This is a genomic window from Mesorhizobium sp. 2RAF21 (assembly GCF_052115345.1).
Taxonomy (GTDB): domain Bacteria; phylum Pseudomonadota; class Alphaproteobacteria; order Rhizobiales; family Rhizobiaceae; genus Mesorhizobium; species Mesorhizobium terrae.
Window position 1 is genome coordinate 1 of the sequence record NZ_JBFRGM010000006.1, and the last position, 24,380, is coordinate 24,380.

Annotated in this window: 24 protein-coding genes; 18 read left to right on the plus strand and 6 right to left on the minus strand. The window is 65.5% G+C overall.

The window, feature by feature from the left end; all coding sequences use genetic code 11:
- Window positions 1-693: 693 nt before the first annotated feature.
- Window positions 694-909: a hypothetical protein gene (locus AB4136_RS11020; RefSeq protein ID WP_024927534.1), complete on the plus strand. Its 216-nt coding sequence runs from the start codon at window positions 694-696 to the stop codon at window positions 907-909.
- A gap of 148 nt (window positions 910-1,057) precedes the next feature.
- Here the strand turns inward: AB4136_RS11020 and AB4136_RS11025 are convergent, their stop codons facing one another.
- Window positions 1,058-1,543 carry a hypothetical protein gene (locus tag AB4136_RS11025; protein WP_307418136.1) on the minus strand — a complete coding sequence of 162 codons (486 nt, stop codon included), beginning with the start codon at window positions 1,541-1,543 and terminating at the stop codon, window positions 1,058-1,060.
- On the opposite strand from AB4136_RS11025, the gene cmk reads away from it, so the two are divergent.
- The 3 genes from cmk (at window position 1,542) to AB4136_RS11040 (ending at window position 4,649) form a co-directional block, all read left to right on the plus strand.
- Window positions 1,542-2,192: a (d)CMP kinase gene (cmk, locus tag AB4136_RS11030; RefSeq protein WP_024924356.1), complete on the plus strand. Its 651-nt coding sequence runs from the start codon at window positions 1,542-1,544 to the stop codon at window positions 2,190-2,192. The two genes, AB4136_RS11025 and cmk, sit on opposite strands and share 2 nt — an antisense overlap.
- 193 nt (window positions 2,193-2,385) lie before the next feature.
- Window positions 2,386-4,086: a 30S ribosomal protein S1 gene (gene rpsA, locus AB4136_RS11035; protein ID WP_024924355.1), complete on the plus strand. Its 1,701-nt coding sequence runs from the start codon at window positions 2,386-2,388 to the stop codon at window positions 4,084-4,086.
- A 182-nt stretch (window positions 4,087-4,268) separates the two neighbouring features.
- Window positions 4,269-4,649, plus strand: a complete 381-nt coding sequence (locus AB4136_RS11040; protein ID WP_024924354.1) for a VOC family protein — start codon at window positions 4,269-4,271, stop codon at window positions 4,647-4,649.
- Window positions 4,650-4,687: 38 nt separating this feature from the next.
- Here the strand turns inward: AB4136_RS11040 and AB4136_RS11045 are convergent, their stop codons facing one another.
- Genes AB4136_RS11045 through AB4136_RS11060 form a run of 4 tightly spaced genes read right to left on the minus strand, consistent with a single transcriptional unit; the run spans window position 4,688 to window position 8,549 of the window.
- Window positions 4,688-5,395 carry an SDR family NAD(P)-dependent oxidoreductase gene (locus AB4136_RS11045; RefSeq protein ID WP_024924353.1) on the minus strand — a complete coding sequence of 236 codons (708 nt, stop codon included), beginning with the start codon at window positions 5,393-5,395 and terminating at the stop codon, window positions 4,688-4,690.
- A 57-nt stretch (window positions 5,396-5,452) separates the two neighbouring features.
- Window positions 5,453-7,036 carry a 5-guanidino-2-oxopentanoate decarboxylase gene (locus AB4136_RS11050; protein WP_024924352.1) on the minus strand — a complete coding sequence of 528 codons (1,584 nt, stop codon included), beginning with the start codon at window positions 7,034-7,036 and terminating at the stop codon, window positions 5,453-5,455.
- Window positions 7,033-7,680 carry a TetR family transcriptional regulator C-terminal domain-containing protein gene (locus AB4136_RS11055; RefSeq protein WP_024924351.1) on the minus strand — a complete coding sequence of 216 codons (648 nt, stop codon included), beginning with the start codon at window positions 7,678-7,680 and terminating at the stop codon, window positions 7,033-7,035. The genes AB4136_RS11050 and AB4136_RS11055 overlap by 4 nt, the downstream gene beginning before the upstream one ends.
- Window positions 7,677-8,549 (minus strand): dimethylarginine dimethylaminohydrolase family protein, encoded by an 873-nt coding sequence (locus tag AB4136_RS11060; RefSeq protein WP_024924350.1) that lies wholly within the window; start codon window positions 8,547-8,549, stop codon window positions 7,677-7,679. The genes AB4136_RS11055 and AB4136_RS11060 overlap by 4 nt, the downstream gene beginning before the upstream one ends.
- A 190-nt stretch (window positions 8,550-8,739) precedes the next feature.
- Between AB4136_RS11060 and AB4136_RS11065 the strand changes: the two genes are divergently transcribed.
- The 7 genes from AB4136_RS11065 to AB4136_RS11095 all read left to right on the plus strand — a co-directional run bounded on the left by AB4136_RS11065 (window position 8,740) and on the right by AB4136_RS11095 (window position 15,204).
- The gene (locus AB4136_RS11065) at window positions 8,740-9,576 is read left to right on the plus strand and encodes an ABC transporter ATP-binding protein (protein WP_051504871.1); all 837 of its coding nucleotides are present in this window, start codon (window positions 8,740-8,742) and stop codon (window positions 9,574-9,576) included.
- A 77-nt stretch (window positions 9,577-9,653) separates the two neighbouring features.
- The gene (locus AB4136_RS11070; RefSeq protein WP_024924348.1) at window positions 9,654-10,451 is read left to right on the plus strand and encodes a transporter substrate-binding domain-containing protein; all 798 of its coding nucleotides are present in this window, start codon (window positions 9,654-9,656) and stop codon (window positions 10,449-10,451) included.
- A 173-nt stretch (window positions 10,452-10,624) separates the two neighbouring features.
- Window positions 10,625-11,374, plus strand: a complete 750-nt coding sequence (locus AB4136_RS11075) for an ABC transporter permease (protein ID WP_081766876.1) — start codon at window positions 10,625-10,627, stop codon at window positions 11,372-11,374.
- Window positions 11,374-12,177: an ABC transporter permease gene (locus AB4136_RS11080; protein ID WP_024924346.1), complete on the plus strand. Its 804-nt coding sequence runs from the start codon at window positions 11,374-11,376 to the stop codon at window positions 12,175-12,177. The genes AB4136_RS11075 and AB4136_RS11080 overlap by 1 nt, the downstream gene beginning before the upstream one ends.
- A gap of 124 nt (window positions 12,178-12,301) precedes the next feature.
- Window positions 12,302-13,303 (plus strand): Ldh family oxidoreductase, encoded by a 1,002-nt coding sequence (locus AB4136_RS11085; RefSeq protein ID WP_024924345.1) that lies wholly within the window; start codon window positions 12,302-12,304, stop codon window positions 13,301-13,303.
- Between the two features lie 130 nt (window positions 13,304-13,433).
- Complete coding sequence (locus AB4136_RS11090) at window positions 13,434-14,408, plus strand: complex I NDUFA9 subunit family protein (RefSeq protein ID WP_024924344.1); 975 nt, start codon at window positions 13,434-13,436, stop codon at window positions 14,406-14,408.
- Between the two features lie 100 nt (window positions 14,409-14,508).
- Complete coding sequence (locus AB4136_RS11095; RefSeq protein ID WP_024924343.1) at window positions 14,509-15,204, plus strand: alpha/beta fold hydrolase; 696 nt, start codon at window positions 14,509-14,511, stop codon at window positions 15,202-15,204.
- A gap of 65 nt (window positions 15,205-15,269) precedes the next feature.
- Here the strand turns inward: AB4136_RS11095 and AB4136_RS11100 are convergent, their stop codons facing one another.
- Window positions 15,270-16,295, minus strand: coding sequence for an undecaprenyl-diphosphate phosphatase (locus AB4136_RS11100; protein WP_307418142.1), 1,026 nt, complete (start codon window positions 16,293-16,295; stop codon window positions 15,270-15,272).
- Between the two features lie 162 nt (window positions 16,296-16,457).
- On the opposite strand from AB4136_RS11100, the gene AB4136_RS11105 reads away from it, so the two are divergent.
- The 7 genes from AB4136_RS11105 (at window position 16,458) to dapB (ending at window position 24,368) form a co-directional block, all read left to right on the plus strand.
- Complete coding sequence (locus tag AB4136_RS11105; RefSeq protein ID WP_024924341.1) at window positions 16,458-17,150, plus strand: glutathione S-transferase family protein; 693 nt, start codon at window positions 16,458-16,460, stop codon at window positions 17,148-17,150.
- A complete protein-coding gene (gene queG, locus AB4136_RS11110) occupies window positions 17,131-18,297 on the plus strand; it encodes a tRNA epoxyqueuosine(34) reductase QueG (RefSeq protein ID WP_024924340.1) in 1,167 nt (388 codons plus the stop codon). Before AB4136_RS11105 ends, queG begins: the two co-directional genes overlap by 20 nt.
- Entirely contained in the window at window positions 18,294-19,199 is a 906-nt protein-coding gene (locus AB4136_RS11115; RefSeq protein ID WP_137900314.1) for an SDR family oxidoreductase, read from the plus strand. Before queG ends, AB4136_RS11115 begins: the two co-directional genes overlap by 4 nt.
- 90 nt (window positions 19,200-19,289) lie before the next feature.
- Window positions 19,290-20,381, plus strand: coding sequence for a penicillin-insensitive murein endopeptidase (gene mepA / locus AB4136_RS11120; protein WP_051504870.1), 1,092 nt, complete (start codon window positions 19,290-19,292; stop codon window positions 20,379-20,381).
- Between the two features lie 179 nt (window positions 20,382-20,560).
- Window positions 20,561-21,577, plus strand: coding sequence for a glucokinase (locus AB4136_RS11125; protein ID WP_036253363.1), 1,017 nt, complete (start codon window positions 20,561-20,563; stop codon window positions 21,575-21,577).
- Window positions 21,578-21,696: 119 nt separating this feature from the next.
- Window positions 21,697-23,550: an ABC transporter ATP-binding protein gene (locus AB4136_RS11130; RefSeq protein WP_024924336.1), complete on the plus strand. Its 1,854-nt coding sequence runs from the start codon at window positions 21,697-21,699 to the stop codon at window positions 23,548-23,550.
- Window positions 23,547-24,368 carry a 4-hydroxy-tetrahydrodipicolinate reductase gene (gene dapB / locus AB4136_RS11135; protein ID WP_024924335.1) on the plus strand — a complete coding sequence of 274 codons (822 nt, stop codon included), beginning with the start codon at window positions 23,547-23,549 and terminating at the stop codon, window positions 24,366-24,368. Before AB4136_RS11130 ends, dapB begins: the two co-directional genes overlap by 4 nt.
- Window positions 24,369-24,380: the final 12 nt, after the last annotated feature.

A 24,380-nucleotide genomic window follows, 5' to 3' on the forward strand; every position in this document is an offset into this window, starting at 1 on the left:
TTTCGGCGGCCGGGTTTTTCCAGGGCCCGGACGGCCCGGACTTAGGGCTCGTCACCAGACAGCGCCACCGTTAGCGCTGCCAGTCCGGCACCGGCGCCCTCCCTGATACCCGGTGCGCACCAGGTTCCCGTGAGGGCGATGCGCCGATTGTCGTGCAAACCCCGAACGTGTGGGCAAATCCGGGCGTGGTTTTCGTGCGGTTTTCGATAAGGGATTGAAGGGACACGGTTCTTTCTTTGAGCTTGCGCCTACCGCAGCGCTTTCTATCCACATCCTGCACCGCGCCGGTGCATCGGCGTTCCGGTATGGATTCCCGACACGCTCCGCTCGTTCCTCGCTCACGCGGTCGGGAATGACGAACCCTTCCTGCTTTCGCCAAGCCGTTGAGGCGGCGAGGGGATTATTACCGGCGCGGACGGGGCCGCAGTCGGCAATCCACATCGCGTTGCAGGCATCGCGCAGGCCGGTGGAACTCCATGTCCAACGCTCGGCCGATTCGGGAAAATTTGACAAATCCCGGGAAAGGGAAAAAAGATAAGGCGCTCAGATGTACGTGGGCCTCATCCCGATGAGGCAGTTCATCCGGCCTGGGCCTGGACGCAAATGGCGACATTTGTGCGGGCCTCTGGGTGCGGATAATGGGCACTACCCCTCGTCCAGTTACACCGGTTCGATGCGACAGGGGTATTTGCCATGAACATAAAAGTCAGGCCGGCAAAGCGGCTCGGGGTCGAGAAGATAATCCTTAGTCAGCCGCTCGAACTCGTTGAGATGGACGTCGACGGTGACGACATAAAGCTGCGTTTCTGTGCCGGCGGCCTCTACGACGACAAATCCCAATATCGCTACACCATGCAGTTTTCGCGCAGCGAGATGCTGGAACTGCTCACCGGCGCGGGCGCGCATTGATCGCAGCGGCGACCGGCCCAGTCGAACGGTTCGATCGGCCGCCTCTTATGTTGCACATGGCCGAAATCGGCGCCGCCGATGCCGATGGGCCTGGGGGCCTGCCCCGCCCCGGCTGAGCCGGGGCGGGGTAGTGTCGTAGGGTTGCCGGCTATTTGTGGCCGGCGAACTGCATCACGTCGGCGCAGAATTCGGCATGGGGCTTGCTCATGGCCGCATCCTGGCACTCCTTCGTCATCCGGCCCTGATCGTCCTTGGACATAGCCTGCCAGGCTTTCATCATGTCGTCCTTGGGCTTCATGGTCTTCATGCCGCTATCGGTGAAAAACGGCGTCATCACAGCCGGTTCATCGAGGGCTCCGGCAAAGGCCGGGCCGGCGAGGATCGAGGCCGCCAACGCACAAAGGCAAAGAATTTTCTTCGTCACGCTAAGTCCTCCCGTAGGGTTGAAGAGGCCGGCTTGTGCAGGCCTCATTTGTGAGTACGGGGACAAACAAACGAATGTTTCTGGCCTGCCGTTCACGAAATAGTGCGCCGCCGGGCGAAGCGGCCTCCCATGCGCCTGTGACGCGAATGCGTGACGGCAAGTGAAGACACCCTTGCCTTCCGTCTCCGTCTCGGCTTCAAGCAGGACCATGCCAAACCCTCTCACCATCGCCATCGACGGCCCGGCAGGCGCGGGCAAGGGCACGTTGGCCCGCCGGCTGGCCGACTATTACCACCTGCCGCATCTCGACACCGGCCTCACCTATCGCGCCGTCGCGCATATGCTTCTGACGAAAGGCTGGCCGCTGGGCGATGAGCCGCATGCCATCGAGGCGGCGCGGCTGGTCGAACTGTCGGGGCTCGACAAGCGCATCCTGTCGGCGCACGCCGTCGGCGAGGCCGCGTCCAGGGTCGCGGTCATTCCCGAGGTGCGCAGGATCCTCGTCGACAAGCAGCGCGCCTTCGCAACCCAGTCTTCCGGGGCGGTGCTCGACGGCCGCGACATCGGCACCGTGGTGTGCCCCGACGCCGCCGTGAAGCTCTATGTGACGGCCAGCGCCGAGGTTCGTGCCGGGCGGCGCCTGGCCGAAATCGAGGAAAATGGCGGATCGGCCGATTTCGCCGCGATCCTTGCCGATATCCAACGCCGCGACGAGCGCGACATGGGCCGCGCCGACTCGCCTTTGAAGCCTGCCGCCGACGCGCACTTGCTTGATACCTCGCAAATGGATATAGAAGCCGCGTTTCTGGCGGCCAAGGCGATCGTTGACGACGTCCTGGCCAAGAGAGACGAGGCCTGATCAGGGTTTTTCGCCGATCGCTGTTGTCTGCGGCGCGAAGATACCCATATCGGACCAAAACCGGCCTGCCAGCATTCTTCTGCGCCGAACCGCCGCTTCATCGCGGCCAAGGGTCTTGACCCGGAATGTCGGCAGGTCATCGCAACGCTAACCCACGGCGCCAGCCTCCAGGAGAGGCTTTTCAGGAGAAAATATGTCTCAAGCTATTCCCACTCGCGACGATTTCGCGAGCATGCTCGAAGAATCGTTCTCGGACGGTCACTCGGGCGAAGGCCAGGTCGTGCGCGGTACCGTTACCGCCATTGAAAAGGACATGGCCATCATCGACGTCGGCCTCAAGGTCGAAGGCCGCGTGGCACTGAAGGAATTCGGCGCCAAGGGCAAGGAAGGCGGCCTCAAGGTCGGCGATACCGTCGAAGTTTATGTCGAGCGCATCGAAAACGCGCTGGGCGAAGCCATGCTCTCGCGCGACAAGGCGCGCCGCGAGGAAAGCTGGGTCAAGCTGGAAGAGAAGTTCGCCAAGGGCGAGCGCGTCGAAGGCGTCATCTTCAACCAGGTCAAGGGTGGCTTCACCGTCGATCTGGACGGCGCCGTTGCCTTCCTGCCGCGTTCGCAGGTCGACATCCGTCCGATCCGCGACGTCACCCCGCTCATGCACAACCCGCAGCCCTTCGAGATCCTCAAGATGGATCGCCGTCGCGGCAACATCGTCGTGTCGCGCCGCACAGTTCTCGAAGAGAGCCGTGCAGAACAGCGCTCCGAGATCGTCCAGAACCTCGAAGAGGGTCAGGTTGTCGAGGGCGTGGTCAAGAACATCACCGACTACGGTGCGTTCGTTGACCTCGGCGGCATCGACGGCCTGCTGCACGTCACCGACATGGCCTGGCGCCGCGTCAACCATCCGACCGAGATCCTCAACATCGGCCAGACTGTCAAGGTGCAGATCATCCGCATCAACCAGGAAACCCACCGTATCTCGCTCGGCATGAAGCAGCTCGAGTCGGATCCGTGGTCGGATATCGGCACCAAGTTCCCGATCGGCAAGAAGATCACCGGCACCGTCACCAACATCACCGACTATGGCGCGTTCGTCGAGCTGGAGCCGGGCATCGAAGGCCTCATCCACGTTTCGGAAATGTCGTGGACCAAGAAGAACGTGCACCCCGGCAAGATCCTGTCGACCACTCAGCAGGTCGACGTGGTCGTGCTCGAGGTCGATCCGGCCAAGCGCCGCATCTCGCTCGGTCTCAAGCAGACGCTGGAGAACCCGTGGCACGCCTTCGCCGCCAACCACCCGGTCGGCTCGACCGTGGAAGGCGAAGTCAAGAACAAGACCGAGTTCGGTCTGTTCATCGGCCTCGACGGCGACGTGGACGGCATGGTCCACCTGTCGGATCTCGACTGGAACCGTCCGGGCGAGCAGGTCATCGAAGAGTACAATCGCGGCGACATGGTCAAGGCGCAGGTTCTCGACGTCGACATCGACAAGGAGCGCATCTCGCTCGGCGTCAAGCAGCTGCAGCGCGACACGGCCGGCGAAGCCGCCACGTCGGGCGAACTGCGCAAGAACGCCGTCGTCACCTGCGAGGTCACCGGCGTGAAGGATGGCGGTCTGGAAGTGCGGCTTGTTGAAAGCGGCATCGACACCTTCATCAAGCGTTCCGACCTGTCGCGTGACCGTGACGAGCAGCGCCCCGAGCGCTTCACCGTCGGTCAGAAGGTCGACGCCCGCGTCATCGCCTTCGACAAGAAGACCCGCAAGCTGCAGGTCTCGATCAAGGCGCTGGAAATCGCCGAGGAGAAGGAAGCGGTCGCTCAGTACGGCTCGACCGACTCCGGCGCTTCGCTGGGCGACATCCTGGGTGCCGCGCTGAAGAAGCAGGGCGGCAACTAAGCCGACCGCACCATTGCCGCGCCGCTCTCGGCGGCGCGACACAGAGACAAAAGAACCCGCTGGAGCGATCCGGCGGGTTTTTTGTTGTCTTGTCCCGAACGGGCCGTCTTGAAAGTCGTCAACCGTCCGGGGACATTGCCGCCGCCGGCGTCATGCTGGTGTTTGTCCCGGGGTGGTTCTCAATGATCGATCATGTCACCGTCGCCGTCAGCGACCTCGCCGCGAGCAAGCTGTTTTACGAGAAGGCTTTCGTGCCACTCGGCTACCAGCTTTCCTTCGGAGAGGAGGGTGTCTTCTGGGCCTTCAACATCGGCGACGGCCTGTTCGAGATCATGCAGGCAGCCAGCCCCGGACCATTGACCCGCGTGCATGTCGCTTTCCGCGCCAAAAGCCATGCGCAAGTGGACGCTTTTTATCAGGCGGCACTGGCAGCCGGAGCGGCTGACAACGGCGCGCCGGGACCGCGCCCCGCTTATACGCCGAACTATTACGCGGCCTTCGTGATCGATCCGAATGGCTACAACATCGAGGCCATGATCGACGAGGCCGCCGACGCCGGTTGACCGGCGGCCTGCAGCGAACTGTCGGGAGAGACCCCGATCTAGGCCTTGCCGTAAAGCGGCACCAGCGTGCCGTTCATCGCCTCGTTGCTGGGCGAGGCGAGATAGACGATCGTTTCGGCCGCCGCGTCCAGGCTCACCCATTTCGAAAAATCGGCGTCGGGCATGTCGGCGCGGTTGGTCGGCGTGTCGAGCGTGGAAGGGGCGATCGCGTTGACGAGGATACCCTTGCCCTTCAGCTCCTCAGCCAGCGCCACCGTCATCGCCGCCACCGCGGCCTTGCTTGCCGCATAGGCGACCATGCCGGCGCCGCGCCTCGGGTCAAGCCCGGGCCGCGCCGAGACATTGACGATGCGCCCGGCCGTGCCGGAGGCAAGCATGGCGCGCACCGCCGCCCGGCTGCACAGGAAGGCGGTGCGGGCATTGGTGTCCATCATCTCGTTGTAGGCGGCCGATTCGGTCTTCTCCACCGGCGCCATGGCGAAACCGCCGGCAAGATGGATCGACGCCCACAGGTCCGGCACGCCGGCATAGAAGGCGGTGACGGCCTCGGTGTCCTCCAGATAGACATTGTTCACCAGCCGCACGCGCTCGTGCTTGGTGAAGGGGAAATGGGCGGGTGCCGCGGCATGGCTGTTCGGCACGTGACAGATCGCGCCTTCCTGCAACAGCCGCGTCACCACGGCACTGCCGAGCGCGCCCGTGCCGCCGGTCACCACCACATGTTTTTGTTCCAGCGTAGCCGCCATTCGCGACAACTCCTGCTCGTGGAAAGAAGATTATGGAAAGTCGCGCCTTTCGGGCGATCACTCAACCGAAATCTCGATGAGGAAAGGCTTTTTTGTCGCGCGTGCCTTACCCAAAGCTTGCGCCAGGCCCGCCGGGCCGTCGAGCCGGTGCGAGCCGATGCCGTAGGCTTCGGCCAGCTTGCAGAAATCCGGCGGCGCCGGCGAGACGCCGACCGGTTCGACACCGACATCGCGCATCGAGGTCTCGATCTCGCGGTAGCCGCGATTGTTCCAGACCACGAAGATCACCGGGGTTCCGGCGTCGAGCGCCGCGCCGACCTCGGGCAGGGTGAACTGGAAGCCGCCGTCGCCGGTGAGGCAGACGACCGTGGCGTCCGCTACGGCCAGCGCCGCGCCGATCGCAGCCGGCGGGCCGAAGCCCAGCGCGCCGAAGCCGGTCGCGGCATTGAACCAGCCGGACGGCCGGTCGTGGTCGTAATAGAGGTTGGCCGCATAGACGGGCTGGGTGGAATCGCCGACGATGATGGCGTTTGGCAGCGCGTTGCGGATCGTCTCCACGGCCGCGACCTGCGCCTGCATGGCCGGGCCGATCTCGGCGAAGGCGGCGGCCCGAGCCGAGGCGGCGCGCGGCGCCCCTTGCTTGGTGGCCGCGCCGGCATCCTGTGCCACTGCCTTCAGCAATGCCGCGAGCGCCTCCGCGCAATCGGCCTCGATGGCGATTGTCGCCGGGTGGCGGGCGAGCTGGTCCGCGTCGATGTCGATGCGCACCAGTTGGGCCGGTGCCGCGAAGCCGCCATCGCCGTACATGTCATAGTCGGTCGGGCCGAATTCGGTGCCGACCGCCAGCACGAAATCGGCGTCGGCCATCAGCGCGCGCACCGCCTTCAGGCTCGGGCTGGCGGGAACGGTGAGCGCGTGGCCGTGCATGAGGCCGCGCGCATTGGCAGTCTGGATCACCGGCGCGTCGAGGCGCTCGGCAAGATGCCGAAGCAGGGTGCCGGCACCCCTGGCGCCGCCGCCGGCCAGGATCAGCGGGCGCGCGGCGGCCGTTGCCAACGCCGCCGCCTTTTCGATCGCCGCCATATCGAGCGCCTTGGTGCGTGGCGGCTGCCCGGTCGCTTTCAGCCCGTCGGCCGGCTGGCCCATCACGTCGAGGGGAATTTCGATGTGAACCGGGCCGGGCCGCGCCGTCTTGAACAGGTCGAAGGCGCGCGCCAGCACACTTGGCAATTGCGCGGGCTCCGTGACGCGTTCGGAAAACAGTGCCACCTTCGCCATCATGCCGCGCTGGTCGGGCAGTTCATGCAGGTAGCCGAGGCCGCGTCCGAGCGTCGGCGTGGCGTTGACGCCGGAAATGACCAGCATCGGCACTGAATCGGCCCGTGCCTGACCCATGGCGGTGATGGTGTTGGTGAGGCCCGGCCCTGTGATGACGAAAGCGACGCCCGGCCTGCCGGAGGCGCGTGCATAACCGTCGGCCATGAAGCCGGCGCCTTGCTCGTGGCGCGGCGTGATGTGGCGAATGCCAGATCGGGCAAGGCCGCGATAAAGCTCGACCGTGTGCACGCCCGGAATGCCGAACACGGTGTCGACGCCATGGGCTTCGAGCAGCGCGATGAGCGCTTCGCCAACGGTGGTCATGTCTTGGTCTCCTCCTCCGGGCCGAGTTCCAGTTCGGCCTCGACGGTCCTGATGCCGATGGCGGCGAGTTCGCCGGCCGAAAACATCTCGCCGGCAAGGCAGCCTTCGAGCCACAGGCCGTCGATGACGGCATTGACGGCGATGGCGTGGCCGCGCAAGCGGGCCTTGTCGGGCGCGCGACCCTTCGCCGCCAGCACTTCGGCCACGAGCGCCTCGACCTCGTTGCGGAAGCCGAGATAACCCTCGCGATGCGCGCTGGCCAACGCCGGGTCGGAATTGGCGCGGCCGATGAAGGTCGCCCACAGCGAAAACACCCGCTGGTCGACGATCGGCGCCTCGAGATTGGCGGCGACGAAGGCTGCAAGCCGCTGGCGCGGCGTGGCGCCATCCATGGCAAGTGCCGCCTTGGCCTGCTCGGTCATGCGGCCGACCAATGTCGCGTAGGCTGCCTGCAACAAGTCTTCCTTGCTGGGGAAATAATGCCGGATCAGCCCGGCGGTGACGCCGGCGCGCAGCGCGATGGCGCGCAAGGTGGCCCCTTGCAGTCCGCGTTCGGCCACGCAATCCAGGGTCGCCTCGACAAGATCCTGCCGCCGCCGCTCCTCGCCTTCGCGGCGGAACTTGCGGCGGACCGGCGCATTCATTGCCGCAGGATCGGCCGGGTCAGGCAGGTCGGTCCGCCCTCGCAGGCGATGCACAGCGCGTCGGCCTCGAAGGTCGCCACCGTGCAGCCCGCCGCTTCCATCGCGGCCTTGGTCTTGGGGAAGCCGGCGACGGCGATCACCTGTCCGGGGCTGGTCGGCAGGACATTGAGGCTGAGGCCGTTGGAGGCGGCGAATTCGCCGGCATCGCCTTCGACCAGCCGAATGCCGCGCTCCCTGAGCATCTGGTAGAACGGCGCCGGCAGCAGCGGCGAATAGACCAGCGCAAGATCGTCGGCCAGCGGGCTGATCACCGACATCAGATGCAGGCAGGCCTCCTCGCCATGCCACAGCGGCAGGTCGAAGCCGTAAACGGCGATACCCAGCGGCGACAACAGGTTCGAGACCTGCTGGATACCGGCCTGGTTGGTGCGCACGCCGCGGCCGATGGCCAGGGTGCGGGCATCTACCCACACGCAGTCGCCACCCTCGACCTGGCCGGGCGCCTCGACGCGGCCGAGGATCGGAATGCCCAGCTTCGTATAGGTCTCTTCGTGCAGCGCTGGTTCTCCGGCGCGCAACGCCTTGCCCATCGACAGGATCAGGGCGCCACGGTCGGTCATCAGTGATGGATCATGGGTGAACACCGAGTCCGAAAGCCCGTCGGCCCGGTCCTCGACCCATTCGATTTCGGCGCCGGACGCCGCGACCAGATCGGCAAGCGCGGCGTGCTGCACGGCCGCTTTCGCCGGGTCGAAGCCCGGCCCGTAATGCCAGGCTGCCCTGTCGGCGCCGCGCATGGCGTTGGCCGCCGACCGCATCAGCACGCGCCGCAGCGGCGCCGCCATGGACTGAGATCCGAAAGCGCTCATCGATGCCCTTTTAGGTTGAAAAAAATCGAAGAAATTTCATGAAAGGCTATTTATACACTTGCGTAACAAGGCCGCAAGTGCCGTAATGGCGAGGATTGACGGGCCGGCGCTGCCGGGTCCATGCTGAAGTCTGGAGCGGGACAGTACAGCGTATGTTGATTAGCCGGATAGCTGTTCGACGAGAGGTCGAATGTCGCGCAGAGGGTCGCCGGTGAGCGTCGCGAGCGCCGCATCCGCTCCGTCCGGCAAGGTGCTGAACAGCGCCGCCGAAGCCATTCATGTCGAGGACCTGCACAAGAAATTCGGCGAGCTTCACGTGCTGAAAGGCGTGTCCTTGTCGGCGCGCGACGGCGAGGTGGTGGCCATCATCGGCGGCAGCGGCTCGGGCAAATCCACCCTCTTGCGCTGCATCAACTGCCTGGAAAACCCGACAAGCGGCATCATCCGTGTCAATGGCGAGGAGATCAAGCTCAAGGCCGACAGCCATGGCCATACCGTGCCCGCCGACCGCCGGCAGATCGAGCGCATTCGCTCCAAGCTCGGCATGGTGTTCCAGAGCTTCAATCTGTGGAGCCACATGACGCTCTTGCAGAACGTCATCGAGGTTCCGGTGCATGTTCTGGGCGTCAGGCGCGACGAGGCGATCGCCACGGCCGAAAAGCTGCTGGCCCGCGTCGGCCTCGCCGAGAAGCGCGACGTCTACCCGGCCTTCCTGTCCGGCGGCCAGCAGCAGCGCGCCGCCATCGCCAGGGCGCTCGCCATCCAGCCCAGGGTCATGCTGTTCGACGAGCCGACCTCGGCGCTGGACCCCGAACTGGTCGGCGAGGTCTTGAAGGTGATCGGCGACCTGGCGCGCGAGGGGCGCACCATGGTGCTCGTCACCCATGAAATGAAGTTTGCCCGCGAGGTGGCGACGCATGTCATCTACCTGCACAACGGGCTGGTCGAGGAAGAGGGGCCGCCCGAGCAGGTGTTCGGCGCGCCGAAATCCGAGCGGCTGAAACAGTTTCTGCGCAATGTTGGATGACCCTTCGGGGTCTCGGCATGCCGGAAAGAGAAGACGAAAAAAATACTGGGAACATGAAAAACAACGGGAGAACTGGAATGAAAACATTTCTCAAGACCGCAGTCGCCGCCGCCGCGCTCGCGCTGGCGGGAACCTTCGCGGCCAGCGCCGAGCAGGTGAAGGTCGGCTTCTCGCCTGAAGCCTATCCGCCCTTCTACTCGCAGGATGCGTCCGGCAAGTGGGGTGGCTGGGAGGTCGACATCGCCATGGCGATCTGCGCCGAGGCCAAGCTCGATTGCGTGCTGACGCCGATTCCGTGGGATGGGCTGATCCCCGGCCTCAAGACCAAGAAGATCGACACCATTATGAACTCGATGTCGATCACCGACGAGCGCAAGAAGGAGATCGACTTCTCCGACAAATATTACAACACCCCGACCTCGATCGCCGGCGCCAAGGGCCAGAAGTTCGACGCGACGCCGGAAGGGCTGAAGGGCAAGGTGATCGGCGTTCAGGTGTCCACCATCCACGCCGCCTACGCCAAGAAGCATTTCGGCTCGACCGCGGCCGAGATCAAGGAATACCAGACCCAGGACGAGGCCAATCAGGACCTCGCCGCCGGCCGCATCGACGCCACCCAGGCCGACCAGATCGCGCTCGATGCTTTCCTGCAGTCGGACCAGGGCAAGGCCTGCTGCGACATGAAGGGCAATGTCGCGCCCGATCTCGAAGTGCTCGGCCCGGGCGTCGGCGCCGGCGTGCGCAAGGGCGACGACGAGCTGAAGGGCAAGATCAACACGGCCATCAAGGCCATCCGCACCAACGGCAAATATGCCGAGATCACCAAGAAGTACTTCACCTTCGATGTCTATGGCGACGAGGTCCAGTCCAACTAGGGTCGCGGACTGAAACCGCTCCGCGTGGCGCCGTCACCGGCGACGCGCGCATCCGGCGGGCGCTCTGCGCCGACGCCGGGTCATGAGCCGGCACGTCGGGGGGCGGGCCGGCTCATTCGAAGCAATTCTGCAGCGGCGGTCCGTGGTGCCGCCGTCCAGTCGGGGTAACGACGCTGACAGACATCTTCCTTTCGGCCTCGGCGGCCGGCCTCGCCGACCTCCTGGCATTCAGTCCGCCTGGCTGGGGTGGCAATCTTTTGCGTGGCCTGCTCGCTTCGGTCGGCATCGCCTGCGGTTCGTTCGGCCTTGGCCTTCTGATCGGCATCTGCGGCGCCTATGGCAAGCTTTACGGCAGCCCGATGGTGCGCGACCTGTTCGGCCTCTACACCACCGTGGTGCGCGCGGTGCCGGAACTGGTGCTGATCCTTTTGCTCTATTTCGCGGGGACCGACCTGGTGAACCGCCTGCTCACCTTGATGGGCTATGCGCCGGTCGACATCAACGGCCTGATCGCCGGCATCTGCGTGCTCGGCGTCGTCCAGGGCGCCTATTCCACCGAAGTGCTGCGCGGCGCCATCCTCGCCATTCCGCAGGGCCAGATCGAGGCGGCACGGGCCTATGGTATGTCGCCGGCGCTGCAATTGCGGCGCATCACCCTGCCGGCGATGGCGCCCTTCGCCATTCCGGGCCTCGCCAATCTGTGGCTGATCGCCACCAAGGACACCGCCCTGCTGGCCGTCGTCGGCTTCAATGAGCTGACGCAGACGACGCGGCTCGCTGCTGGCGCCACCAAGGCCTATTTCACCTTCTTCATTGCCGCCGGCGTGCTCTATCTGGCGCTGACCCTGGTCTCCAACCTGATCATTTCGCGTTTCGAACGCTATTCGCGGCGCGGCATGCCGCCTTTGGCGGAGACACGCTGATGGCTATGGCAACGACATCGGTTCCCCAGCGAAGGTCGGAATGGCTGCAGCCGCACCGCATCGTGCTGATGATCATCGCGGCGGCGATCGTGCTCGCCTCGATCTTCTTCATGCGCTGGGACTGGCTGCCCGCCTATCTGCCGCTTGCCCTGCAAGGCATCTGGCGCACCATCTGGCTTCTGGCGGTGACGTCGGTTCTGGGCATTTCGCTGGCGATCCCGATCGGCTTCGCCCAGGTCGCCGGTCCGGCATTCCTGGCGGTGCCGGCGCGGCTGTTCTGCACGGTCATCCGCGGCACGCCGCTGCTGTTGCAATTGTGGCTGCTCTATTACGGACTGGGCTCCCTGTTCCCGCAATTCCCGTGGATCCGCGACTCCTTCCTCTGGCCGTATCTCCGGCAGGCCTGGCCCTATGCCGTCCTGGCGCTGACCTTGTCCTATGCCGGCTACGAGGGCGAGGTGATGCGCGGCGCCTTCGCCGGCGTGCCGAGAGGACAGCTCGAAGCAGCGCGCGCCTTCGGCATGCGCCGCTGGACCGCCTTCCGGCGCATCTGGCTGCCACAGGCCTTGCGGCGCGCCTTGCCGACGCTGGCCGGCGAGACGGTTCTGCAGCTCAAGGCAACGCCGCTGGTGGCGACCATCACCATGGTCGACATCTATTCCGTGGCGTCGCGGGTCCGGCAGGAGACCTTCGTCACCTATGAGCCCTTGCTGCTGCTGGCGGTGGTCTATATGGCCATTACCGGCGTCCTCGTTTTCGGCTTCCGCAAGCTCGAACAGCGGATCCCGGCGAGACTGGGTTGACCCGCTTCGCGCTCTTGCGGCAGAGATCGTGCGACAGGCTGGCCCAGGGGGTGGGCGCGGAATTTTTGGCGGCGTCGACACCAGGCTGCGCGTGGCGCCGCCGGGTCCGGTTCAGGGGGATGGGATGCAGCTCAGTCTCGAACAGGCCAGTGCCCTATGCCGCATGGCGGCGCTCGGGGCCGGCGCCAGCGATGAAACCGCCCGCTCGATCGCTACCGCGGCGATCGCTGCCGAGGCGGAAGGCAACAAGGCCGTCGGCCTGTCGCACTATATCGACTATCTGGAAGCGCTCGAGGCCGGCCGCATCAACGGCAAGGCCGAACCGGCCATCTCCCGCCCGGCGCTCGCCATCTATCTTTCGGACGCACGGGGCGGTGCCGCCCATACCGGCTTCGACCGCATCGCCGAGGATCTTGCCAAGACGGCGCGGCTGTTCGGCGTCGCCATCTTCTCGCAGAAGAACGCCTATACGGCCGGCGCGCTCGGCTATTTCACCGGCCGTCTCGCCGAACAGGGCCTGGTCGCTTTCGGCGCCACCAACGGCCCGGCGGTGCTTGCCGGCTCCGGCTCGACCAAGCCGGTCTATTGCACCAATCCGATGTCGTTTGCCTGCCCGGCCGCCGACGGCCCGCCGCTGATCATCGACCAGTCTTCGAGCGCGACCGCCTTCGTCAACATCCGCAAGGCGGCCGCCGACGGCAAGGCGATCCCCGAGGGTTGGGCCCTCGACAATGCGGGTAACCCGACCACCGACCCCGCAGCCGCCATGAAGGGCGCGCTGCTGGCTTTCGGCGGCCAGCGCGGCGCCAACATCGCGCTGATGGTGGAGGTGCTGGCGGCCGGCCTGTCGGGCGCCAACTGGTCGCTCGACGCGCCCTGGTTCACCGGCGGGCCGGACAACCCCGGCACCGGCCTGTTCATCCTGGCGATCGAACCCAAGCTGCTCGATCCCGATTTCGAAAAGCGCATGAAGGATCAGCTGGCGCGGCTCAATCGCCGCTACGGCGTCCACATACCCGGGGTCTCGAAGGCGACGGCCACCGAAAAAGCCGCCGCGCGCGGCATCACCGTCTCCAAGGACATCGTCGAGCGCATCGCCGATTTCGCCGAGCGGCACAAGCGCTAGCCGTCCGCTTTCGCGGGCGGACTGGCTGCCCCAAAGATGAAGCCGCGGCGACCTCCTGTCGCCCTTTGCCTTTGGCGCGAAACCGACTATGAAACGGCTTCAGCCAAGCTTTCGAGCGCCGGAGCCAGCCATGACCGAAATCCTGCAAACCCCCAAGCTCGTCGTCGTTTTCGGCGGCTCAGGCTTTGTCGGGCGGCATGTCGTGCGCGCGCTGGCCAAGCGCGGCTATCGCGTCAGGGTCGCCTGCCGCCGTCCCGATCTCGCCGGCCATCTGCAGCCGCTCGGCAATGTCGGCCAGATCCAGGCGGTCCAGGCCAATATCCGCGTGCGCTGGTCGGTCGACAACGCCGTCCAGGGCGCCGATCACGTCATCAATCTCGTCGGCATCCTCCATGAAAGCGGCCGCCAGCGCTTCGGCGTGGTGCATGATTTCGGCGCTCGCGCCGTCGCCGAGGCCGCCCGCTCGGTCGGCGCAGGCCTCACCCATGTCTCGGCACTCGGCGCCAGCGCCGATTCCCAATCCGACTACGCCCGCACCAAGGCGCTGGGCGAGAAGGCCGTTTTCGACACCAAGCAAGACGCGGTGATCTATCGCCCGTCGATCAATTTCGGCCCCGAGGACGGTTTCTTCAACCGTTTCGCCGCGATGGCGCGCTTTTCGCCCGTGCTGCCGCTGATCGGCGGCGGCGAGACCCGTTTCCAGCCGGTCTATGTCGGCGACGTCGCCGAGGCGATCGCGCGTTCGGTCGAGGGTAAGGTCGAAGGCGGCCGCGTCTATGAACTCGGCGGGCCGAACGTGCTGACCTTCAAGCAATGCCTGCAGGAAATGCTGACGGTGATCGAGCGCAAGCGCCTGCTGGTGGCGATGCCGTGGTGGGTGGCGCGGCTTCAGGCGTCGATCCTCGGCCTGCTGCCAAATCCGCTTTTGACCGGCGACCAGGTTACGCTGCTGCAGTCGGACAATGTGGTTTCCGATGCCGCCGCCAAGGAAGGCCGCACACTCGCCGCGCTCGGCATCACCGCGAAATCGGTCGGCACCATCCTGCCCAGCTATCTGTGGCGTTTCCGCGCCGCCGGTCAGTTCCAGCGCAAGCCCGCTGCCTGATCTTTCTGATATCTCGCGTGCTAGAAAAAGGCTGGAGCAATCCGGCCTTTTTGGTCGTATGCGGGGCGTCGTTAACGCGCTGGGCCGGATGACGTAGACGATGGAGAGCCAACTGGAACTCGTGCTTTTGCATGCGCTGCCGTTCGACGCAGCAATGTGGACAGAACAACAGAATGTCCTGCCCGGCCACACGCATGCCCCCACGATGTACGGTCTTGGTGAAACCCTGCCCCAATGGGCTTCGGAAATCCTTGGCAGCCTCAGGGGCGACCGGTTGATCGTCGTCGGTAATTCGGTAGGCGGCTCCTGCGCTTTGGAGATGGCCGTCCTGGCACCTGAGCGCATTGCGGCCGTTGTGCTGATTGGTGCCAACGCTGGACACCGTCGCGATTCCGCACTGCGGACCGAGGCTGCTGAGCTACTCGGCAATAGCGGTGTGGGGGCGGCGTGGGATCTATACTGGGATCCGTTGATCTCCTCATTTGCGCCTTCTGCTTTGCGGGCTCGAGCAAAGTCCTGGGCAACGAACTTAGACTGGCGAGCAATCGCAAAAGGCGTGGAGGCATTTCATACCAGGCCTGACAGAAACGATTTTCTACCGCGCCTCGAATGTCCGGTCGTCTGCATCTCAGGGGAGAATGACGTGGCACCCGGTCCTGTCGTTACGATCAGACAGGCGCGCTCGGCAAAGGACGGACGCCTGACTATCGTCCCGCAGTGCGGGCACTATGTTCCCTTCGAGAAGCCGGCCGTACTTAACGGTATCCTGCATTCACTGATCGACGAGCTGTCCTGATCGGTACAGACTTGTGATCGAGGCGATCGTAGGATTTCGCCCGTTCCGCCCCGCCTTCTTCGCGCTCAACCCCAGATGAACAGGGCGGCCAGGCCGACGCCGCCGACGATCAGCCGCCACCAGCCGAACAGCGAATAGCCGTGCCGGGAGACGTAGCCGAGCAGGCTGCGCACCACGATGACGGCGACGATGAAGGCCGCCACGAAGCCGACGGCGATGATCGGGAAGTCTCCGCTCGTCAGGGCGTGCCGGTTCTTGATCAGATCGAGCGTGAAGGCGCCCAGCATGGTGGGGATGGCGAGGAAGAACGAAAATTCGGCGGCGGCGCGCTTGTCGACCCCCATCAGCAGCGAGCCGACGATGGTGGCGCCGGAGCGCGAGGTGCCGGGGATCATTGCCAGGCACTGGAACAGGCCGATCTTGAGGCACATCGACAGCGGCAGTTCCGAGGCGTTGTGATATTTCGGCTTCAGGTCCAGCCTGTCGATCCACAACAGCACGATGCCGCCCAGGATCAGCATGATGCAGATCAGCTTCGGCGTTTCGAACAGCACCGTCTTGATGAAATCATGCGCCAGCGCGCCGATCACGGCGGCCGGCAGGAAGGCCAGGAACACGCCGACCAGCAGGCGCACGCTCGGGTCCTTCGGCAATTCGGGCGGCAGGAACATGTTGACACGCCGGCGTTTCACCTTCGCCGCGACGAATTCGAAGGCGCAGCCAACCAGCCACACTAACGAGGCGATGGAGCCGATCGCCGCCTCGACCAGCAGGCCGAAGGCGCCGGGCTGGCGCAGGAATGCCCAGATCCGGCCCGCATAGAGGCTGAGAATCGCGAGGATGGCGCCGAGCTGGATCAGCACCTCGAACACCTTGCCGGTCGATTCGAAGCCGAGAAAATGGCCGGCCAAAAGGATGTGGCCCGTCGAGGACACCGGAAGGAATTCCGTCAGCCCTTCGAGCAGGCCGAGCAGCAGCGCTTCCACCAAAGTCCAGAATTCCATAGCAACCTCGCGGAGGGCGCGATCGGCAAAAGCGGGTCCGGTCTTGCCCTTGCTCGCGCTCGAACTGTCGAACCGACGCACCGGCATTCGGCCAAAGTCGCAAACTGTGGCGAATCCCGCGTCGGGGCTTGCTTGTCAGCGTGCTCAACTGCTCCTATAGCTCGCAGCACCCTGACAGCCCGTGGAATCGGGCGACCAAGACTTATCGGCGCGGCCAACGATTCGCCAGCGCATATATCATTCGAGACTATGCTGACGCTTTTCCACCACCCCATGTTCGCCAGTTGCCGCTTCGTACGCCTCGCCTTCGGCGAGTATGGCGAGGAGCTGGCGCTGATCGAAGAGAAGCCGTGGACCCGCCGCAAGGAGTTCCTGGCGCTCAATCCCGCCGGCACCTTGCCCATCCTGCTGGCCGAAGGCGACGTGCCGATCATCGGCGCCGGCGTCATCGCCGAATATCTGGACGAGACGCGCGGCGTGTTGAAGCGCGACAAGCGCCTGTTCGTCGAAGGGCCGATGGAGCGCGCCGAGATTCGCCGCCTCACCGACTGGTATCTGGCCAAGACTGAGACCGAGGTGACCCGCCATCTCGTGCGCGAACGCGTCCTGAAGCCGCACATGCCGGCGGAAGCCGGTGGCGGCTCGCCCGATTCGACCGCGATCCGCGCCGCCCGCGCCAACATCCGCCAGCATATGAAATACACCAACTGGCTGGCCGGCACGCGCCACTGGCTGGCCGGCAGCCGCATCACCTATGCGGATCTTGCCGCCGCCGCCGCCCTTTCGGTGCTCGATTATCTGGGCGAGATCGACTGGCGCGAATACGGCGCCGCCCGCGAATGGTACACCCGCGTGAAATCGCGCCCCTCCTTCCGCCCGCTGCTGGCCGACCGGGTGCGGGGCCTGTCGCCGGTATCGCATTATGCGGACCTCGATTTCTGATCCGGCAAAGCTGCGTCAACTGATCGACCGGGAGGCGCGGCGCGCCGGTTTCGATGCCGTCGCCGTCACCACGCCAAATGCCATTCCGCAGGCGCCGGCGCGGCTCGCCGAATTCGTCGCCGCCGGTTTTCACGGTTCGATGGGCTGGATGGCCGAGACGCTGCAGCGCCGAGCCGATCCGTCGGTGCTGTGGCCGGATGTGCGTTCCATCATCGTTTTGGCGATGAACTATGGTCCGGATCGCGATCCGCGCCTGCTCCAGCAAAGGCCGGACCGCGGCGCCATCTCGGTCTATGCCCGGAACCGCGACTACCACGACATCATCAAGGGCCGGCTGAAGGAGCTGGCCGGCAAGCTGGTCGCCGTGGCTGGCGGCGACGTCAAGGTTTTTGTCGACACCGCGCCGGTGATGGAAAAACCGCTGGCGGAAGCCGCCGGACTGGGCTGGCAGGGCAAGCACACCAATCTGGTCAGCCGCCCGCACGGCTCCTGGCTGTTCCTCGGCACCATCTTCACCACCGCCGAACTTACGCCGGACGCTGCCGAGGAGGACCATTGCGGGTCCTGTCGCGCCTGTCTCGACGCTTGCCCGACCGCGGCCTTTCCCGCCCCTTACCGGCTCGATGCGCGCCGCTGCATCTCCTATCTCACCATCGAGAACAAGGGGCCGATCCCACACGAATTCCGCGCCGCCATCGGCAACCGCATCTATGGCTGCGACGATTGCCTGGCCGCGTGCCCGTGGAACAAATTCGCGCAGGCCGCGTCGGAGGCAAAACTCGTCGCGCGCGCCGAATTGCGCGAGCCGCGGCTGGCCGATTTGCTTGCGCTTGACGATGCCGCCTTCCGTACCTTCTTTTCCGGTTCGCCGGTCAAGCGTATCGGCCGTGACCGCTTCATCCGCAACGTCTTGATCGCCGCCGGAAATTCGGGCGAGGGAAGCCTCGTCGCATCCGTGCGCGCGCTTCTGGCCGACGCTTCGCCGCTGGTGCGGGGTGCGGCGGTGTGGGCACTGTCGCGACTGATGGCGCGCGCTACATTCGGCGATCTGGCCGAGGCGGCGCTGCCGGGCGAGGACGACGCGGTCGTCTGCGACGAGTGGCGGTCGGCGCTGGATGAGGCGACGAGCAAGGGAACGACGGCATGACCGGCAACAGCATATTCATTTTCGGCGCCGGTTATTCCGCGCAGGGCTTTGCCCGCCTGAACGGCGATTTCGGTGGCTTTGCCGGCACCACGCGTTCGCCGGACAAGTTCGACGCGCTCCGGCAGGCGGGGATTGAACCCTTGGGCTTTGACGGGACGTTGACGGACGAGATCGCGGCGGCACTCAAAAGGACCACGCATCTGGTGATTTCCATCGCTCCCGAGGCGGACGGCGACCTGGTGCTGAAAGCCGCGCGGGAAACGCTTGCCGAACGCATGCCGGCCTTGCGCTGGATCGGCTATCTGTCGACGGTCGGCGTCTATGGCGACCATGGCGGCGACTGGGTGGACGAGAACAGCGAATGCCGCCCGGTTTCCGGTCGCTCCGTCGCCCGATTGGCGGCGGAACGGGCCTGGCTGGACCTTGGCCGCGACATTAACCGACCGGTCGCGGTGCTGCGCCTTTCCGGCATCTACGGTCCCGGCCGCAACGCCTTGGTCAATCTCACCGACGGCAGCGCCAAGCGCCTGATCAAGCCGGGGCAGGTGTTCAACCGCATCCATCGCGACGACATTGCCGGCGCCTTGCGCCATCTGGCCGGACAGGAGCTGGGCGGCGTCTTCAACGTCACCGACGATCTGCCGGCGCCGCCGCAGGACGTGGTGACTTATGCGGCGTCGCTGATGGGTGTTGAGCCGCCGCCGGAGACGGATTTCGAGACCGCTCGGCTATCGCCGATGGCCCGGTCCTTCTATGGCGAGAACAAACGTGTCTCGAACGCGGCGATCAAGGCCAGCGGTTATGCGTTCCGCTTCCCTGACTACCATTCGGCTTTCGACCATATGTGGGCGAGCGGCGACTGGGACAAAGGCGTTGCGCGCAGCCCGATGAAGCGCTCGTGATCGCGCGGGCCGGCCGTGGCGTGGTATGATTCGCTCAGGGCCGGGGTGGAACCGAAGGGACTGCGGAAGCAGGGAGAGGCTAAGGTGAGGATGAGGCTGCGAACGATCGCCCGCAAGGCGGCCTGTGCATTGGTGGGCCTTGCCGCGCTTGTCGGTGCCGTCGAGTTCGAGGCGCGCCCGGCGATGGCGGAGGAACTGGCGAAGGACCTGTTCGGTGCCGAAAAGCTGCCGGCGGCAACCACGCCGCAATCCTTCGGCTTCTACTCGAAAGGCTGTTTCACTGGCGGTGTCGCCATTCCCTTCGAGGGCGATACCTGGACGGTGATGCGGCCTTCCCGCAACCGCCGCTGGGGCCACCCGGCGATGATCGCGCTGCTCGAGAAATTTTCCCGCGATGCCGCCTCCGATGGCTGGCCGGGCCTGCTTCTGGGCGACATCTCGCAGCCGCGCGGCGGGCCGATGCTGACTGGCCATGCCTCGCACCAGATCGGCCTCGACGCCGACATCTGGCTGACGCCGATGCCGAAACGCGAACTGACCTCGGCCGAGCGCGAGAACAAGAGCGCGACCCTGATGGTCGACCCCAAGACCCACCGCGTCTACGACAAATTGTGGACACCGGCGCACACCCAGCTTCTCAAGCGCGCGGCGAGCTATCCGGAAATCGAGCGCATCCTGGTCAATCCCGGCATCAAGAAGAAACTTTGCGATACCGTCACCGGCGATCGTTCCTGGCTGCGCAAGATCAGGCCGTTCTGGGGCCATGACTATCATTTCCACATCCGCATCGGCTGCCAGCCCGGCTCGCATGGCTGCAAGGAGCAGGCGGCGACGTCACCGGGCGACGGCTGCGACAAGTCGCTGGCCTGGTGGTTCACCGAGGAGCCGTGGCGCCCCAACAAGAACCCCGATGCGCCGAAGGCGCGCGACATCATGACGATGGCCAACCTGCCGAAGGAATGCCGGATGGTGCTGCAGGCGCCGTCGCCGGCCTCCGCCGAGGCGGCAACCTATCATGGCGACGGCCGCGCGCCCGTTGCGGTCGCCGCCTCGCCCGAACCCGCCGAGGCGCCTGCCGCGACGGCCGTCGGCGAGACGCCGCCCGAACCTGTCAGCGCCAATGCCTTTGCGCCGACGCCCGCCATCGGCATTCCGTTGCCGCGCCCCCGCCCGGGCGGCTGAAACGGCGCAAGCGGTGGGAAGACCAGAAAAAGCGCCCTTTCGGGGGCGCTTTTGTTTGTTTATAGCATTCAATCGATTGAGATATTGCATCCGGTCGAATCGCTCCGGCCCGCGGCCGCGAACGATCCGGCCGGAACCAGAGAACGGCGAGACCGCGCCGCATCGAACCGGGGATGGGAATGACTGAAGGAAGCGGTACGCTGAGATTCCCGATCCTCATCGGCGACATCGGCGGCACCAATGCGCGGTTCTCCATCGTCCTCGACGCCAATGCCGAAGCCGGTGAGCCGCATATCGTCCAGACCGCCGATTACGAGACCATCGACGCCGCCATCCAGGCCGCCGTGCTCGACCGCTCGTCCGTGCGGCCGAACTCCGCCGTGCTTGCCATCGCCGGTCCGGTCGACGGCGACGAGATCCCGCTCACCAACTGTCCCTGGGTGATCCGCCCGAAGGTGATGCTGCGCGATCTCGGTTTCAGCGACGTCGTCGTGCTCAACGATTTCGAGGCGCAGGCGCTCGCCGTGGTCGCGCTGGGCGAAGAGCATATGGAAAAGATCGGCGGCGGCGCAGCGGTGCCGAATGCCAGCCGCGTCGTGCTCGGCCCGGGCACCGGCCTCGGCGTCGCCGGGCTGATCCATGCGCTCGGTCACTGGATTCCGGTACCGGGCGAGGGCGGCCACATGGACATCGGCCCGCGCTCGCCGCGTGACTTCCAGGTGTTTCCGCATATCGAAAAGATCGAGGGCCGCATTTCCGGCGAACAGATCCTGTGCGGCCGCGGGCTGGTCAATGCTTATCGCGCCGTCGCCATGGCAGACGGCAAGGCGGCTCCCTTCACCAAGCCGGCCGAAATCACCGCCGCGGCGCTGGCGAAGTCCGACGCCGTCGCCGAGGAAGCGGTTTCGCTCTTCGTCACCTGCCTTGGCCGCACCGCCGGCGATCTGGCGCTGGTGTTCAAGAGCCGTGGTGGCGTCTTCCTCACCGGCGGCATCGCCCAGAAGATCGTGCCGGCGCTGAAGGCTGGCAATTTCCGCGCCGCCTTCGAGGACAAAGCACCTCACAGCGAATTGATGCGGTCTATCCCGGTCTATGTCATCACCCACCCACTCGCCGCGCTGGCCGGCCTCGCCGCCTATGCGCGGGCGCCGTCGCTGTTTGGCGTGGAGACCGAAGGCCGCCGCTGGAGGGCTTGAAGCGGCCAAGCAATTTCGGCGCGTTGCCCATTGGCCATAGGCAATGGGCGGCGATGCGGCTATTAGGAGCCGGACGCCAATGGGCGAGCCGACGAATGCAGCGCGCAGCGGACTGAAATTTGACCTTTAACGACCCCAATCGAAAGGCGGCCCCCGGCGAAGTCGTCGCCGTGTTGCGACGTATCTTCGACGAAGCTGGCCGCGGACATGTGAAGTCCTACTGGATCGCGGCTGCCTGTTTGATCGCGATGGCCGCGACGACGGGTGGGGCGGCCTACATCATGCAGCCGCTGGTCGACTATCTCTACTATGGCCGTCGCTATGACCTGATACCCTGGATCTGCGGTGGTATCATCGGCATTTTCCTGGTTCGCGGCCTTTCGACCTATGGTGCCGCGGTCACGCTGGCCAAGATCGGCAACAGCATCGTTGCCTACTACCAGAAGCGCGTCTTCGGGCACCTGATGAAGCTGGGCGTCGATTTCTACAGCGAAACGCGTTCCGGCCAGCTCGCCGCGCGCATCAACGAAAACGTCGCCGGCATCCGCGACCTGTTCTCGATGACGCTGAAGTCGGTGGCCGGCGACCTTGTCGCCCTGATCGGCCTGGTCACCGTGATGATCTACCAGGCGCCATTTTTGGCTGCCAGCATCTTCCTGATCGGCCCGCCGCTGGTGTGGGCGGTCAACTACATCATGCGGCGTTTGCGGCGGGTGACGCGCGAATCGGTCGAGATCAACTCGCATCTGATCGGCGCCATGCAGGAATCCGTGCAAGGCATCGCCGTGGTGAAGGCCTTCACCATGGAGGAGCAACTGACCGGCAAGATCGGCGATCTCGTCGACAGGGCGGAGGGCCGCTACAACAAGATCGCCCGCGTTTCGGAACGGCTGGCGCCGATCACCGAAATACTGGCCGGTTTCGCGGTTGCCGGCGTCGTCGCCTATTCGATGTACAAATCGGCGATCGACAATGAGCCGCCCGGCAACATCATGGCCTTCATCACCGCGCTGCTCCTGGCATACGACCCGGTGCGCCGGCTTGCCCGCACCCAGGTCAATGTCGAGCGCGCCATGGTCAATGCGCGCATGATCTACGAATTGCTCGACATCGAGCCGCAGCAGGGCGATGCGCCGGACGCCAAGGAAGCCAAGGTCAAGGGCGGCGAGATCCGCTTCGAAAACGTGACGTTCGGCTACCTGCCCGACGCGCCGGTGATCCGAAACCTCACCTTCACCGCCGCCGCGGGCAAGACCACGGCGATCGTCGGCGCATCGGGCGCCGGCAAGTCGACGCTGGTGGCGCTCCTGCAGCGTTTCTACGATGTGAACGGCGGCTCGATTGAGATCGACGGTCAGGACATCTCCAAGGTCACCAAGCGCTCGCTTCGGCAGTCGATCGCTTTCGTGTCGCAGCAGCCCTATCTGTTCGAAGGCACGATCCGCGACAACATCCGTTACGGCCGGCCGGATGCCGGCGACGCCGCCATCGAACTGGCGGCGGAACAGGCCGCGGCCGACGACTTCATTCGCCAGCAACCGCAGGGCTACGACACGCCCGTCGGCGAGAATGGCGTGACCCTGTCCGGCGGCCAGCGGCAGCGCGTTTCGATCGCGCGCGCCATCGTGCGCCAGGCGCCGATCCTGCTGCTCGACGAGGCGACGTCCGCCCTCGACAATGAATCGGAAGCGCGGGTGCAGCAGGCTTTGACCGGCATCATGCAGGGCCGCACCACCATCGTCATCGCCCACCGGCTGTCGACAGTGGTCAATGCCGACCATATCGTCGTCCTGGAGCAGGGCCGCCTGGTCGAGGAAGGCACGCATGCCGAGCTGATCGCCAGGCCGCGCGGCGCCTATGCCCGTTTCCACAAACTGCAGGGTGGCCAGGGTCTTGGTCTGGTCGACAGCCTTCCCGAAGCGGAGGGCGTGCCGGCAGGCAAGACCAGACGCAAGACGGGGAGCAACGGATGAGCGACATGAAGCTGGTGGTTGTTGGCGCCGCGGGCCGCATGGGGCAGGCGCTGGTGCGCACCATCGCCACGATACCGGGCGCGACCGTTTCCGCCGCCATCGAACGGCAGGGTTCGCCCCATATCGGCAAGGATATCGGACAATTGGCCGGCGTCGGCCCGATCGGTGTCCTGATCGGCGACGACCCGCTGGTCGCTTTCGCCAAGGCCGACGGCGTGCTCGACTTCACCTCGCCGGCGGCGACCGTCGAATTCGCCGGCTATGCCGCCCAGGCGCGCATCATCCACGTCATCGGCACCACCGGCTGTTCGGCCGAGGACGACACGGCCATCGCCGCCGCCGCCCGCCACGCCACCATCGTCAAGTCCGGCAATATGAGCCTCGGCGTCAACCTGCTCGCGGTTCTGGTCGAACAGGCCGCCAAGGCGCTGCCGCCCGAGGATTTCGACATCGAGATCCTCGAAATGCACCATCGCAACAAGGTCGACGCGCCGTCGGGCACAGCACTGCTTCTGGGTGAGGCGGCGGCGGCAGGACGCAGCATCGCGCTTGCCGAAAACAGCGTGCGCACGCGGGACGGCCACACCGGCGCCCGCAAAGCGCAGGCCATCGGTTTCGCCACGCTGCGCGGCGGCTCGGTGGTCGGCGAGCATTCGGTCTTCTTGGCCGGCCCCGGCGAGCGCATTGCGCTCAGCCATCATGCCGAGGACCGGACCATCTTTGCCCGTGGCGCCGTCAAGGCGGCGCTGTGGGCGCATGGGCGCAAGCCCGGCCTCTATTCGATGCGGGACGTGCTTGGCCTCGGCCAGGGCGCCTGATCCACACTCGTG